This window comes from Xanthomonas sp. NCPPB 4037 (assembly GCF_041475695.2).
Classification (GTDB): domain Bacteria; phylum Pseudomonadota; class Gammaproteobacteria; order Xanthomonadales; family Xanthomonadaceae; genus Xanthomonas; species Xanthomonas campestris.
Window position 1 is genome coordinate 632,812 of record NZ_CM191261.1, and the last position, 14,321, is coordinate 647,132.

12 protein-coding genes are annotated in these 14,321 nt (G+C 67.0%); 9 read left to right on the top strand and 3 right to left on the bottom strand.

The features are described from left to right. Positions 1–179 precede the first annotated feature (179 nt). Complete coding sequence (locus ACCQ01_RS02785) at positions 180–1,166, bottom strand: LysR family transcriptional regulator (RefSeq protein WP_228433833.1); 987 nt, start codon at positions 1,164–1,166, stop codon at positions 180–182. A 423-nt stretch (positions 1,167–1,589) separates the two neighbouring features. Here ACCQ01_RS02785 and ACCQ01_RS02790 point away from each other — a divergent pair, with 423 nt between their 5' ends. The 4 genes from ACCQ01_RS02790 to ACCQ01_RS02805 all read left to right on the top strand — a co-directional run bounded on the left by ACCQ01_RS02790 (position 1,590) and on the right by ACCQ01_RS02805 (position 4,689). Then, positions 1,590–2,660, top strand: a complete 1,071-nt coding sequence (locus ACCQ01_RS02790) for an aldo/keto reductase (RefSeq protein WP_228433835.1) — start codon at positions 1,590–1,592, stop codon at positions 2,658–2,660. A 17-nt stretch (positions 2,661–2,677) separates the two neighbouring features. Further along, a complete protein-coding gene (locus tag ACCQ01_RS02795) occupies positions 2,678–3,232 on the top strand; it encodes a nuclear transport factor 2 family protein (protein ID WP_228433837.1) in 555 nt (184 codons plus the stop codon). Continuing rightward, complete coding sequence (locus ACCQ01_RS02800) at positions 3,229–3,618, top strand: Atu4866 domain-containing protein (protein ID WP_075286223.1); 390 nt, start codon at positions 3,229–3,231, stop codon at positions 3,616–3,618. Before ACCQ01_RS02795 ends, ACCQ01_RS02800 begins: the two co-directional genes overlap by 4 nt. Before the next feature lie 168 nt (positions 3,619–3,786). Beyond that, positions 3,787–4,689: an SDR family oxidoreductase gene (locus ACCQ01_RS02805; protein WP_228433839.1), complete on the top strand. Its 903-nt coding sequence runs from the start codon at positions 3,787–3,789 to the stop codon at positions 4,687–4,689. Positions 4,690–4,737: 48 nt separating this feature from the next. Here ACCQ01_RS02805 and ACCQ01_RS02810 read toward each other — a convergent pair whose 3' ends face one another. Further along, the gene (locus tag ACCQ01_RS02810) at positions 4,738–5,142 is read right to left on the bottom strand and encodes a Rid family hydrolase (protein ID WP_228433841.1); all 405 of its coding nucleotides are present in this window, start codon (positions 5,140–5,142) and stop codon (positions 4,738–4,740) included. Between the two features lie 129 nt (positions 5,143–5,271). On the opposite strand from ACCQ01_RS02810, the gene ACCQ01_RS02815 reads away from it, so the two are divergent. After that, positions 5,272–6,204 (top strand): LysR family transcriptional regulator, encoded by a 933-nt coding sequence (locus ACCQ01_RS02815; protein WP_228433843.1) that lies wholly within the window; start codon positions 5,272–5,274, stop codon positions 6,202–6,204. A gap of 190 nt (positions 6,205–6,394) precedes the next feature. Here the strand turns inward: ACCQ01_RS02815 and ACCQ01_RS02820 are convergent, their stop codons facing one another. Then, positions 6,395–8,236 carry a M14 family metallopeptidase gene (locus tag ACCQ01_RS02820; protein WP_228433845.1) on the bottom strand — a complete coding sequence of 614 codons (1,842 nt, stop codon included), beginning with the start codon at positions 8,234–8,236 and terminating at the stop codon, positions 6,395–6,397. A 313-nt stretch (positions 8,237–8,549) separates the two neighbouring features. Between ACCQ01_RS02820 and ACCQ01_RS02825 the strand changes: the two genes are divergently transcribed. The 4 genes from ACCQ01_RS02825 (at position 8,550) to ACCQ01_RS02840 (ending at position 14,221) form a co-directional block, all read left to right on the top strand. Beyond that, complete coding sequence (locus ACCQ01_RS02825; RefSeq protein WP_228433847.1) at positions 8,550–9,290, top strand: ABC transporter ATP-binding protein; 741 nt, start codon at positions 8,550–8,552, stop codon at positions 9,288–9,290. Continuing rightward, complete coding sequence (locus ACCQ01_RS02830; protein WP_228433849.1) at positions 9,287–10,723, top strand: ABC transporter permease; 1,437 nt, start codon at positions 9,287–9,289, stop codon at positions 10,721–10,723. Before ACCQ01_RS02825 ends, ACCQ01_RS02830 begins: the two co-directional genes overlap by 4 nt. After that, positions 10,723–11,991, top strand: coding sequence for a DUF3526 domain-containing protein (locus tag ACCQ01_RS02835; protein ID WP_228433851.1), 1,269 nt, complete (start codon positions 10,723–10,725; stop codon positions 11,989–11,991). The genes ACCQ01_RS02830 and ACCQ01_RS02835 overlap by 1 nt, the downstream gene beginning before the upstream one ends. Before the next feature lie 127 nt (positions 11,992–12,118). Continuing rightward, positions 12,119–14,221, top strand: coding sequence for a TonB-dependent siderophore receptor (locus tag ACCQ01_RS02840; protein ID WP_228433907.1), 2,103 nt, complete (start codon positions 12,119–12,121; stop codon positions 14,219–14,221). Positions 14,222–14,321: the final 100 nt, after the last annotated feature.

Here is a 14,321-nt window from a genome sequence, read left to right on the forward strand (position 1 = left end):
TGATAGGTGGCCGCGATGGTCGGCCGGTGCCGAGCCGTAAGCGTTTCCAGTCGCGGGCTGCAAGCTGACGTTTGCAGCCAACTGCAAAAACGCGGTGCTGCTAACGAGGTCTACGCCGTGCGTCGTCCTGTTGCCGGTTGCGCTTCAGCGGTTGGCACGCTTGCCAGGGTGAGTGCGGGTCAACCGCTCGCTACGACACTGCAGTCAGCCTGCAATGCCGACGCGCCTGCCATGACGGGATGGTCGGTGCGGTCTTCGGCCGCTGCCTCGCGTGGCGGCGTTGCCAGATAGCGTTCGAACGACGTGACCAGGTGATTGAAGGCGGCGCGGATGCGTGGCACATCGCGCAGGTCTTCGTGGGTCACGATCCAGGTGGTAAGCGCGGGCAGTACGACCTCGGGCAGGACCTGCACCAGGCATGGGTCTGCCTGGGCGATCGGGCATTGCGCGATGGCGATGCCCAGGCCGGCGCGTGCGAGCGCAAGTTGCGCAGGGTGGCTGTCGGTGCGCGTGGCCAGGCGGTCACGCAGCAGGTGCGGATGCAGGGCGCGGGCCAGGCTCAGGTCGGCGCGGTTGCGATCGGGGCCGATGAGCTCGTGTTCGAGCAGTGCCTCCACCGTGGCCGGCGCGCCACGGCGCGCAATGTAATCGCGGTGCGCAAACAAGCCCAGGGCGATCGCACCGACCTTGCGTGCCACCAACGCGCCTTGCGTGGGCGGCTGCATGCGCACGGCAATATCGACTTCCTGCTCCAGCAGGTCCGCCGGCGTGTTGCTGAGCACCAGCTCGGTGACGATATGCGGATGCACCTGGCGCAAGCGCGCCAGCATCGCCGGCAAGACTTCGACGCCAACAAAGTCCGACACGCTGATCCGCACGGTGCCGGCGACCAGGCCGGGCGGTGCAGATGCCAGCCGCACGAACATCGCCGAGGCACGCGCCATGGTGCGGGCCGCCGCTTCCAGCCCGCGCGCTTCGCTGGTGGGGATCAGGCCGGTGATCGCACGGGTGAACAAGGTGGTGCCCAGCGCGGCTTCAAGCGAAGCGATGCGTGCACGCACGGTGGGCTGTGCAACGCCCAGCTGGCGCGCGGCAGCCGAGAGACTGCCGGTATCGAGAACCGCCAGGAAGGTGCGTTGATCTTCCCAGGCGATGTCATGGCTCATAAAAAGTTTTCCGGCAGCTGGGCATGTTTTGTCAGTTCCATCCTAGCCGCTGCAACGGCACTCTTGCGCTGCTCTGCAGTGATGCCACATGCGGGCGACCAGCACCTACCGCTGAGATCGCTTGGTGTCGTTGTGCGCATCAGGTGTGGGCGAAGACAGCGCTGGAATGCAGCCTCTGCGGCGGCGTGCAGCGCCACCGGTTGTGCTGGGTGTCCAGAACGCGGCGATGCACAGGTTGGTCGCGCTGATGTGGTTGCGCGCTTGCGATGCGGTCGCGCCTGCCACGGTGTAGCGGCCGGTTGTGCGCTCGGCGGATCAGGCAAGGATTGCGGAGGATGCGGCTACCGGCTCCGCACACGCCTGCAGCACAGTGTTCCCCAGCGCAGTGCAGTACCGCGCGTTACTTCAACAGGAGGAATTCCCATGCAGCACACAACGTCTCTGGATCAGTATCGCTTGCTCGGCCGCTCCGGCCTGCGCGTCTCGCCGCTGGCGCTGGGCACGATGACCTTCGGCAAGGAATGGGGCTGGGGTGCCGATGAAACCGACGCCACGCGCATCTTCGATGCATATGTCGAGCGTGGCGGCAACTTCATCGACACCGCGGTGAACTACACCAACGGTGCGTCCGAACGCATGCTGGGCCGGTTGATCGCCGACAAGCGCGAGCGTGTGGTGGTGGCGACCAAGTTCACCATGGCGCGCGACCCGGGCAACATCAATTCCGGCGGCAATCACCGGCTCAACCTGATGCGCTCGGTGGAAACCAGCCTGCGCCAGCTCGCCACCGACCGCATTGACCTGTTGTACCTGCACGCCTGGGACTTCACCACCGCGCCGGATGAAGTGATGCGCGCGCTGGATGATCTGGTGCGTGCCGGCAAGGTGCTGTACCTGGGCATCTGCAACACGCCGGCCTGGCGCGTGGCGCAGCTGCAGACGCTGGCGGACCTGCGTGGCTGGTCGCCGTTGGTGGCCCTGCAGATCGAGTACAGCCTGGTCGAGCGTACAGTCGAGCACGAGCTGATACCGATGGCGCGTGAGTTGGGGCTGGGTGTCATGCCCTGGTCGCCGCAGGGCGGTGGCATTCTCACCGGCAAGTACACGCGCGCAGATTTATCCGACGAGAACGGCGCGGATGTGGCTGCCAGCCGCAAGGGCGTGATTGCCTCCACCGGGCATCTCAACGCGCGCTCGCTGGATATCGCCGATGTGGTGGGCGAGATCGCCGACGAACTGGGTGCCTCACGCTCGCAGGTCGCATTGTCGTGGACCTTGCGCAACCCGGCGGTGGTAGCGCCAGTGATGGGCGCGCGCACGCTGGAGCAAGCGCTGGACAACTTCGGCGCACTCGGCCTGACGCTCAGTGATGTGCAACTGCAGCGGTTGGATGCCGCCAGCTCGCCTGCGCCGACCTTTCCCGAGCGTTTCATCGGCCGGCCGATGGCGCAGCAACTCATCTACGGCACCGGCAGCGTGCAGCTGCGCCGTTGAGCACAGGAGTACCGCACATGAGCAGACACACCGCATTGCCTGCCGTCCTGCTGGCGGCCGTGCTGTGGCTGCCCGGCGCACAGGCGGGCAGCGTGGCCGCCCCCGCCGCCCCCGCCGCAGCCGCACAGCACCACACCTCGCGCATGGCTGCGCACAACAAGCAGCTGGTCGATACCGCGTTCAAGCAGTGGGCGGCCGGCGGCAGCGGGTTGTTCGACACGCTGCTGGCCAGCGACGTCACCTGGACCATCGAAGGCTCCGGCCCGTTCGCCGGCACCGTGCATGGGCGCGACGCGCTGGTCGACAAGGCAGTGCGCCCGTTGGCCAGCCGCCTGTCCACGCCGCTGCGGCCGCTGTACTGGCAGCTGTGGGCCGATGGCGCGCATGTAATCGTGCAATGGGAAGGCGCGGCCACTGCGCGCGATGGCGCCCCCTACCGCAATCGTTATGCGTGGATCATGCGGATGCGCGACGACAAAGTGGTGGAGGTCAACGCCTTCCTGGATCTGCCGCACTACACCGATGTGTTGCAACGCATCCCGGACACGGCCGCACGCGCGGGCAGCCCATGAACGATACCCGGATGCAGCTCGCTGTTGCGGTGGCCATCGGCGCCGGCGCTGCCGTGCTGTGCGAGCCCACCAGCGCATGGCGCGGCGATGCATCCGGCGTCGGCAGCGCAGCCTCTTCTTCTCCCTCGGAGCATCTCATGCAACACCATCCGTACTTGGGCATGTGGGTCACCGGTGACGGCCGCATCCGTCAGGAGCTACTGCCCACCGGCCGCTACGACGAAGCCCGCGGCACACGCAAGAGTGCCTATCAAGGCCGCTATGAAGTGGAAGGCAATCGGATCCAGTACTGGGACGACACTGGCTTCACCGCCGATGGCACGTTCGTCACCGCCGATGAACTGCATCACGGTGGCATGGTCTTCTATCGCGAAACTGGCGAGTAACGAAGCCACACGCCGCTGCAGAGTGGAACGCCACTGCAGCGTGCGTGACCAGACACACCGCTTCAACCCGCAGCGCAACGCACCGTTGAATCTCTGCTCCGGCCTTCGCCTCCGCGCCGGTGGCAAAGCCTGCGCGCAATCCGGAGGCGTCATTGCATCGGAGACAACATGAAGACAGTGCTGATTTCAGGATCCGGCTCGGGCATGGGCCTGCTCACGGCGCAAACGCTCATGCGCGCGGGCTATGTGGTGTATGCCGGCGTGCGCGACCCCGACGGGCGCAGCAAGCAACGCCGGCATGCGCTGGAAGACTACGCACGTGCGCACGCCGCGCAGGTGCGGGTGGTGGACATGGACATCCACAGCGAGGCGTCCTGCCAGCGCGCGGTGGAACAGGTGGTGGCCGAGCACGGTCATCTGGATGTGGTGATCCATAACGCAGCGCATCTGTATATCGGCATGGCAGAAGGATTCACTGCCGAGCAGTTGGCCGACAGTTTCAACACCAACACGGTGGGCGCCCATCGGCTCAATCGCGCGGCATTGCCGCAGCTGCGCAAGCAGGGCCACGGCACCTTGCTGTATGTGGGCAGCACCATCACCCGCATCGTTGCGCCATTCATGATGCCGTACGTTGCCGGCAAATATGCGCTCGATGCAGTGGCCGAAACGACCGCCTACGAAGTGCAGCCGTTGGGTATCGAAACCGTCATCGTCATGCCCGGCACCTTCATGGATGGCACCTCGCACTTCCAGACCGCGGTGCATCCGCGGGACACCCAGGCGGTGGACGGCTATGCCGCCGTGCAGCCGGAATTCGACAACTATTTGCCCGGCCTGCGCCGATTGTTCCGCGATGCGCAGCCGGCGCCGGTGCAGGCGGTGGCCGATGCGATTGCCCGCGTACTGGCCTTGCCGGTAGGTGCCAAACCACTGCGGATCACCGTGGATTTTGCCGATTACGGTGCGGAGGCAATCAACGCCGTGGTGGAGGCGCAGACCGAGCGCGTGTTCCGCATCATGGGCATGGAGCGCCTGCGCAGTGTGGCAACGCAGTCGCCAACATCCTGAGCGCCGAGGCGATGCAGGGGCCACCATACGCGGCCCCTGCATTTGCGATCACGCAGCCGCCTGCTCCGGCAGCTTGGCAATCACCTTGATCTCGAACTGGAAGCCGTACAGCCAGGTCACGCCCACAGCGGTGACGGTCGGGTAGGGCGGCGGGCCCCAGTGCGTGGCCCACTGCTTGAACACGGCGTCGAAGATGGTGTCCGGGTCGACCATGAACCAGGTGACGTCGATGACGTCGTCCCGCGTGCTGCCCGCCGCGGCGAGCACCGCGTCGAGGTTGGAAAACGCCCGTGCGATCTGGGCGTCCAGGTCGGGTTCGGGCGAGCCATCGTCGCGGCTGCCGACCTGGCCGGAGACAAACAGCAGGCCCTCCGCACGGAGGGCGGGCGAGTAGCGGTTGCGCTCATACAGCGCCTGACGGCCTGCGGGGAAAACAGCGTCACGTGTTGCCATGGGGATTCTCCTGTGTGGGCAACGTGCCCATCGAACGTGCAGCCACAGTAAGCAGCGCACGGCAGCGGATAAATCCCTGCCAGCCCACATGACTATTTGTAGAATCCAAACAATTGAGCAGACCGCAGGATGGCGATGGATCGGTTCGATGCAATGCAGGCATTCGCACGTGTTGTCGAGTCCGGCAGCTTCACCAAGGCCGCCGACACCCTGCAGATCAGCAGGGCAACCGTGACCCAGCTGGTGCAACAGCTGGAGGCGCGCCTGCGGGTGACCTTGCTCAATCGCACCACGCGCCGTGTGGCGGTCACCGCCGATGGCGCGGCCTATTACGAGCGTGTGGTGCGCTTGCTGGCCGACATGGACGATGCGGAAACCAGTTTGTCGGTCGCATCCAGCGTACCGCGTGGGCGCTTGCGCGTGGATGTGCCCAGCCCGCTGGCGCGCCTGATCCTGATGCCCGCGCTGCCGGACTTTCATGCGCGGTATCCGGATATCCAGTTGCACATGGGCGCCAGCGATCGCCGCGTGGATCTGATCGGCGAGCAGATCGACTGCGTGGTGCGCGGCGGCACCATCACCGATCAATCGCTGGTGGCGCGGCACGTGGGTGACCTGCAGGCGGGCGTGTATGCAGCACCCGGCTATCTCGCACGCCTGGGCATGCCTGCGCATCCACGCGAGCTAGAAGACACCACCCACCGCACCGTAGGCTTCATGCGCTGGGGCGATGGCGTGCCGTGGCCACTGGCGATGCAGCGCGATGGCGAACACGTGCAGGTGCACGGCCGCTACGTGGTGGCCAGCGACGACGGCAATGCCTACCTGGCCGCGGGGCTGGCCGGCATGGGCGTGTTGTGGTTGCCGCAATACATGGCACGTGCACCGCTGAGCCGCGGCGAGCTGCTGCCAGTGTTCGCGGAGTGGCAACTGGACCCGATGCCGCTCTCGATCGCCTTCCCGCCCAACCGGCACGTGAGCGCGAAGCTCCGCGTGTTCATCGATTGGGTGATTGCGTTGATGGCCGAGCATGCGCCGGTAGTGCAGCGACCGATGGCGTAACGGTCCACGGGCGATGTGGTGATCATGGTGATCATGGTGATCACTGCGCATCCGTTGGAAGCGACATGTTGGGGGATGTCATCGCCGGTGAGGTGCGCCTTCCTGCGCGCTTGCGTGGTGCCCTCTGCCCTGTATGCAGTGACACAGCCTCGCCAGGCACCGCCGCACGCCAGCGGCCGCAGTGCGGCCATCACTCGCGCAGCTCACGCCGTACCGGGTATTGCCAGCCGCTCAGTGCGGCGTACGGCGAGCGGGCGTAGATCCATTGCAGGCGCGCGTCGCCATCGGCGTGAAACGCGGGGTCATCGGCGAGCTTGCGTTCGAAGTCGCTGCGCAAGGCTGCGTCGTGTTGCAACACGCGTTCGGTGAAGCGCACCAGCTCGGCGCCGTAGAGGCCACTGTCCGGGTTGCCGGCGTGGCGGAACAGACCGCTGGCCAGCAGCGAGTCGCTGCTTTGTGGCTCCAGCAATGCGGCGGCCAGCATGCGCATCGGCTGGTCAGAAGGAATGCGGATGCTGCCGGGCGCGAAGGTTTCTTCCACCTGCGCGCTGTGCGGGGTGTTGCGGCCAGATTGCTTGACCATGCGGGTGCGCTCCACGCGCAACTGGCGTGGCTGCTGCAGGCGCTCGTACTGAATGCCGTGGGCATCCAATCGCGCGACCACATCGGCGTTGCCGGGCGGAATCCACCAGGCCTGCGGGTACGTCACTGCCTGGGTCTGGCGATAGCCGATCACCGGCATGGTCCAGGTGGCATCGCGGCCTTCCCAGCGCAGCTCCTGCCGGCCCGATGCCGGCGAGAGCGCACGCGTGTAGGTCACGCCCTTGAAGGGCAGTTGCGCGATCGGCTGCTCCAGGCGCTCCCAGGCCACCATCAGTTCGGCGGGCCGCGCGGCGCGGTCGGCACGTTTGGCGGCAGCAATGCGCGCGGCGTCGCGGGCCACCACGCGCAGCGCCGCTTCCAGCAGCACGTAGTCGCCGAGCACGCGCTGGCGATAGGACTTCAGCCGGTGGTTCTCCACCAGCACGGTGGGGATGCCGGCAAAGTCGCCGTAGCCGGTGGAATAGCGCGGGCCTTCCGGCGAGTAGCGCAGGCCCGAGCGCGGGTCGTTTTCGTCGATCAGGCTGGGGTAGATGGTGGGGGTGTGGCCCTGCGTGCGCAACGCGGCATCGACCGCCGGGGTGAAGCGCTGCTGCAGCCAGCCGGCAGTGGCGCGCGAGCGTGCATACGTGCCCCAGCCAGCGAAGGTGTAGGTGATGTCGTATTGATGATCCAGCCCCTCGCTGACATGCAGATCAATGTACAGCGCCGGGTCCAGCCGGTGCAGCAGCGCCACCACCGCGCGGGCTTCCGGCGTCTCGAGGTTGAGATAGTCGCGATTGAGGTTGATGCCGCGCGGGGTGCTGTTCCAGCCCGCCCCCTGCGGGCCACGCAGGGCCGCGCCCACCAGCGGGCCGCGCTGCTCGTGGCCATCCACATTGAGGATCGGCACGAACACGAAATCCACCTGGTCCAGCAGCGCGTCCTTGCCGCCCTGCGCGATGTCGCGCAACAGCATCAGGCCGGCGTCCTTGCCATCGATCTCGCCGGCGTGGATGCCGGCCTGCGCCAGCACCACGGGTTTGCCGGCTGCTCCCTTGCGGGCGCGCACCAGCAGCAGGTCGCGGCCTTCGCTGCTGGTGCCGAATACCTCCAGCGACAACAGCGGCGAGGCGGCGACCAGGCGCTCCAGCCACGCGCGGGTGTCCGCATAGTTGGGCGTGCTGACGAAGTCGCTGCGTTCGGCCGGCGTTGCCCACTCGGCGTTCGCCTTCATCACCAGCGACTCGCTCGCACCATGCCAGGCGCGCACCGGCGGCAGCGGCGCGCGGGTATCCAGGGCCGGCTGCGCGGACGCGTGCAGGCTGGCCAGCAAGGTCAGCGCGAGCAGGCTGGCACGGGCGGGTGTGCAGCGCGGCGCGGTGGCGGCGTCACCGGCGATGGGGTTGCGGGTGGAGGTGCGGGGCAGGCGGCCGTGCGGGGGAGAAGGCATGCGGTGATCAGGGTCTCGTTGACGAATACGGTGTGGATGCAGCGATGTTTCGTAACAGAATAACATTGCATTTTTTGGTGCGTCTGTGGTGCCGGCAGGCCAGTGGGCGTCGCTCCGCAGCCAGCCGCGTTCGTTTCGCTGATCGAGCGTGTAAAGACGGTGCGCGCCGAGCTGTTCAAAGCGGTGTGCCTGGAGCAACGCAAGCCGCTGCATCACTGCGCCACCGGCGACGCATCAGGCGGCCACCGCCCGGCTCCACGAGCGCCATCCGCGATGTGATAACGTATCAATTCATTTGTAATGACCGCTTGCCATGTCCTCTGCCGCGCCGCCTGTTTCTGCCATTTCCCTTGTCGACGTGCACGTGTCCTACCGCGGCCGCGCGGTATTGCAGGGGCTGCACCTGCAGGTGCAGCCGGGCAGTGTGTATGCGCTGCTGGGTGGCAACGGCGCGGGTAAGTCGTCCACGTTGTCGGCATTGTTGGGCTTTGTGCGGCCGGTGTCCGGGCAGTTGCAGGTGGATGGTGTGGACCCGGTGGCCAACCCCGGGCTGGCGCGGGCGCGCCTGGCGTATCTGCCGGAAAACGTGGCGCTCTACGAGCACCTCAGCGCGCTGGAAAATGCCGATTACCTGCTGGCGCTGGCCGGGCAGCGGCGTAGCCCGGAGGCGATTGGCACTGCGCTGGCCGCGGCCGGGCTGCAGCGCGAGGCATGGACGCAGCGCCTGGGTGGTTTTTCCAAGGGCATGCGGCAGAAGGTGGCGATCGCCGTGGCCACCTTGCGCGAGGTGCCGGTGCTGTTGCTCGACGAACCCACCTCCGGATTGGACCCGCGCGCCATCGGCGACTTCAACCAGCTGGTGAGCAGCGTGCGTGCGCGCGGCGGCGCGGTGCTGATGGTCACGCACGATCTGCTCGGTGCGGTGGACGTGGCCGACCGTATCGGCTTTCTGGAAAACGGGCGCATCGTCGATGAAGTCGGCGCCGGTGACAGCGGCTTCGACGTGCGCACCCTGCATGCGCGCTTTGCGCGGCCGCAGGACCGCGCCGCATGAGTGCTGTGCTGTGGGTGGCACGCGAAGAACTGCGCTACATGGCACGCAACCGGTCCGCGGCCATCGGCCTGGTGCTGCTGATGGCGTTGACGCTGGTGGCCGCGCTGACCGCCGCGCAGCATCAGCGCGAGGTTTCCGAGTTCCGCACGCGGCAGCAACAGGCCGCGCAGCAGGCGTTCGAAGCGCAGCCAGACCGGCACCCGCACCGCGTAGTGCATTACGGGCACTTCATCTATCGCCCGTTGCCGGCACTGGCGGCCTTCGATGCCGGCGTGGATGCCTTCACCGGCAACAGCATGTTTCTGGAAGGCCACCGCCAGAACACCGCCAATTTCGGCGACGTGCGGCAAAGCTCGTTGCTGGTGCGCTTCGGGCAACTCACGCCTGCGTTCGTGCTGCAGGTGCTGGCGCCGCTGCTGCTGGTGTTCCTGGGCTACGGCGCAGTGGCGCGCGAACAGGAAACCGGCACCTTGCGCGTGGTGTTGCTGCAGGGCGCCACGCGGATGCAAATACTGAGCGGAAAATATCTGGCCCTGGCCGCAGTGGCGGCGGCCTGCCTGCTGCCGGCGCTGGTCGGCTTGGTGCCGGTGGCGATGCTGCCGGGGCAGGGCGTGCGGGTGGCGGTATTGGTGCTGTCGTATGCGGCGTATCTGCTGGCATGGTGCGCGTTGGTGCTGACGGTGTCGGTGCTGTGCCGGCGTGGCCGCGATGCCTTGCTGGTGGCGCTGGCACTGTGGGTTTGGCTGGCCCTGCTGGTGCCGCGGGTGGCGCCGGATGTCGCCAATGCCGCGTATCGCCTGCCCACGCGGCTGGAAACGGACGTGGCGATCCAGCGCGAGCTGCGCACAATCGGCGACAGCCATAACCCCGATGACCCGCACTTTGCGCACTTCAAACAACAGGTGCTGGCGCAGTACGGCGTGCAGCGGGTGGAAGACCTGCCGGTGAACTACAAGGGCCTGCTGGCACTGGAAGGCGAACGCCTGACCGCCAGCCTGTTCGAACGCTACGCGGCGCGCGATTCGGCGATCCAGCAGCAACAGAATCTGCTGGTGCGCGTGTTTGCGCTGCTCAGCCCCACGGTGGCCTTGCGCGAGGTCTCGATGACGGTGGCCGAGACCGACTTGCGCGCGCACGAACGTTTTCTCAGCCAGGCCGAGCGGTATCGCTATGGCCTGGTGCAGCAGCTCAATCAATTGCAGGCCGATGCGGTGAGCCTGGCCGACGACACCGCCAAGGATGCCGGTGCCGACCAGCGCAAGCGCATCGATGCAGCGCATTGGCACCGCATTCCCGTGTTTGCATTCGAGCCATCGGCCACGGCGCAGTTGCTGCACGCAGGGCGTGCCAGCCTTGCCTTGCTCGCCGGCTGGTTGCTGCTGTCGCTGTGCCTGGTCACGGTGGCCGCGCGGCGGATGGGAGCGGCACGCTGATGGCCGTGTGGCGCTACGAATGGCTGTTGCTGCTGCGTGCACGCGCGGCGGTGGCGGGGCTGGCCTTGCTGGTGCTGCTGGGTGTGTGCAGCCTGGTTTCCGGGCACCACCTCATGCAGGCGCAGCGCGACAACATCGCACGCATCGCTGCCTTGCAGCAGGAAGACATCGCCGCGGTGCAGGCGTATGTGGCGCGCAGCAACGATGCCGGCAGCGCGGCCTATTACAGTTTCCATCCCACCTGGGATCCGCCTGCGCCACTGGCTTTTGCTGCGATTGGCATGCGCGATGTGTCGCCGTACATCCTGCGCGTGCGTGCGCTGGGCCTGGAGGCGCAGATCCATGACGGCGACAGCTACAACCCCGAACTCGCGCTGGCTGGCCGCTTCGACTACGCATTCGTGGTGGTGTTCCTGTTGCCGCTGTTCGTGATTGCGTTGTTGTTCGACCTGCGCTCTGGCGAACAGGCGGCCGGGCGCGCGCGCATGTTGGCGGCGTTGCCCGGATCCGGCACGGCGTTGCTGGCGCGGCGGGTGACGGTGCGTGCGCTGGCGGTGCTGCTGTGCCTGGCGTTGCCGTTTGCGGTGGCCGCCACACTCAACCGCGTGCCGTTGGGCCAGCAACTGGCGGTGCAGGCACTGACCTGCGCCTACCTGTTGTTCTGGGTGGTGGTGGCGGTGCTGGTGGGGCGGCTGCCATGGCGGCCGGCCGCGCATGCCACTGCACTGGCCACGTGCTGGGTGGTGCTGGCGCTGGTGGCACCGGCGCTGGCGCATGTGGCGATCAACCAGGCGGTGCCGGTGAATCAAGGCACCGAGATTGCGCGGCTGCAGCGCGAAGCGGTCAACCACGCCTGGGACATTCCGCGCCAGGACACCATGCAGGCGTTCTACGCGCGCCATCCGCAGTGGGCGGATTCGCCGCCGCTGACCGATGCATTCCACTACAAGTGGTATTTCGCCTTCCACGCCAACGGCGCTGCGCAGGTGGCACCGCAGGTAAGCGCGTACCGGCAAGGCCTGCTCCGCCGCGAAGCGCTGGCGCAGCGCGTGGCCGCGGTGTTGCCACCGGTGGCGCTGCAGGCCGCATTGACGCGTCTGGCCGGCACCGATCTGCAGGCGCAGCTGGCCTACCAGGACCGCATCCGCGACTACCACCGCGCACTGCGCACCTACTACTACGGGTTCCTGTTCCGCGATCGCGCGTTTACCGGGGACGATTTCGCACGCGCACCGCGCTTTGAAGCGATGGCAGACCCGGCGTCCTAGCGGCGCATTCCCGCATCACCGTCGCATCGATTTTTGTGTGCCTTCATCGCGACAGCCGCCACCGGCGGCTGTCTTTCAGGAGTCCTGCCCCGTGTCCAGTCTTCTTCCGCACCGCCGCGCTGTCTCGATGCTGCCGCTGCTTGGCGTGCTCGCCTGCGCCGCCGCGCCGGCCACTGCGGCCGAGCCACAGGCGCGCAGCCTGGATGCGGTGCAGGTACGCAGCGACTACGCAACGTACCGCGCGTTGACGGTGACTGGCGCCACCAAGACCGAAGCACCGCTGCGCGATCTGCCGATCAGTGCACGCGTGCTCGACCACAGCTTGCTGGAGGATGCCGGCGTCACCGACCTGGCAGGCGCACTGGACATGGCCAGCGGCATCACCAAGGCCAACAACCTGGGTGGGCTGTGGGACAGCTATTCGATCCGCGGGTTCACCGGCGACCCCAACTTCAGTTCCGACTACATGGTCAACGGCTTCAACGCCAGCCGCGGTTACAACGGCCTGCGCGACGGCGCCAACACGCAGAGCGTGGAGGTGATCAAGGGGCCGGCGTCGGCGTTGTACGGGCGCGGCGAGCCGGGTGGTGCGGTGAATATCGTCACCAAGAAACCCTTGTTCGATGCGCAGCACAGCGTGGACCTGTCCGCCGGGCGCTTCGACAGCTACCGCGCCGCGCTGGACAGCACCGGCCCGCTCAGCGAGACCGTGGCCTACCGCGTGAATCTCATGCATAAGGACCAGCACAGCTTTCGCGACACGGTCGATAGCGACGCCACGCTGCTGGCGCCGTCGCTGCTGTGGATGCCCACGCCCGACACCACGGTGTCCTACGAGCTGGAACTGCTGCGCATCCACGCCCCGTTCGATCGCGGCGTGACCGCGATCGATGGCGATGCCAACCGCTTGCCGGCGTCGCGCTTTCTGGGCGAGCCGGGCGATGGCGACATCGATCTGCATTCCACCGGCCACCAGGTGTTCGCGGTGCATGGTTTGAATCAGACCTGGTCGTTGCAGGGCGGTGCCACGTATCGCGACAGTGGCATGCGCGGCTTTTCCACTGAGCCGTGGACGCTGCAGGCCGACGATCGCACGCTGCGGCGCGAGCGCCGCTACCGCGACTACCAGGGCCGCGACATCGCCGCGCGCGCCGAACTGCTGGGCACGCTCGGCAGCGGCAAGGTCAGCCATCACGTGTTGTTCGGCATCGATGGCAACCGCTTCAACGACAGCCGCTACCAGTTGCGCGCGCGCTCGGCGGCCACGCCCTACAGCATCGACGTGCTGGCACCGCGCTATGGCGTGGCGCAACCTGGGCGGTTGGCGCCGATCACCGATACCGACGAGCGACAACAGGTGTGGGGCGTCTATGCGCAGGACCAAATCGATCTGGGCGCGCGCTGGAAGGCCTTGCTCGGCGTGCGCTACGACCACTATCAGCAGGGCATTGCAAACCGTCTGCGCGCAACCACGCAGCAAGCGTCCGACGGTGTCATCAGCCCGCGTGCCGGGCTCACCGTGCATCTGGATGACACGCTGTCGCTGTACGCCAGTGCGGCAGCCGGGTTTCGGCCCAATAGTGGCGTGGGTGCCAACGGGCAAAGCTTTGCGCCCGAGAAGAGCCGCTCGCTGGAAACCGGCTTGAAATACGTGCAGCCCGGCGAGGGCCTGGAAGCGACGCTGGCGGTGTTTCGTATCGACAAGGAGAACGTGTTGAGCCTGGATCCGGCCGACACCAGTTTTTCGTTGCCGGTGGGGCAGATGCGTAGCGAAGGCGCGGAACTGGATCTGCTGGGCCGGCTCACCCCGCACCTGGCCGCCTCGGTGGGCCTGGCCTATACCGATTCGCAGGTGACCCGCAGCAGCGCCGCTGCAATGGGCACCGGGCTGGCGGAAGGGCGTCGCTTTCCGAACGTGCCACGCGTCAGCGGCAATGCCTTCGTCAACTACGCGCAACCGTTGAGCGGCACGCGCAGCGTCGCGGTGGGGGTGGGCGTGTCGCGCATCGGTGAGCGGCTGGGGTCGGTCGACAGCAACACCGGCTTCGTGTTGCCGGCCTACACGGTGTGGCGCCTGGTGGGCCACTACGACCTCAGCGAGCGTCTGCGACTGTATGCAAAGGTGGAAAACCTCGCCGACCGCCGCTATGCCGCGTTTTCATACAGCGAACAATGGGTGTATCCGGGCGCACCGCGCACCTGGACGGTGGGCGCACGGCTGAGGTTCTGAGGTGCGCGCCCGTTCGTCTGCTGCGCGGTCGCCGCGCAGGACGCTGCGCCGTTGTAGCGGGCGCTGCACGGCGCGCGAGACCGGATCGAAAGAGTGCTCC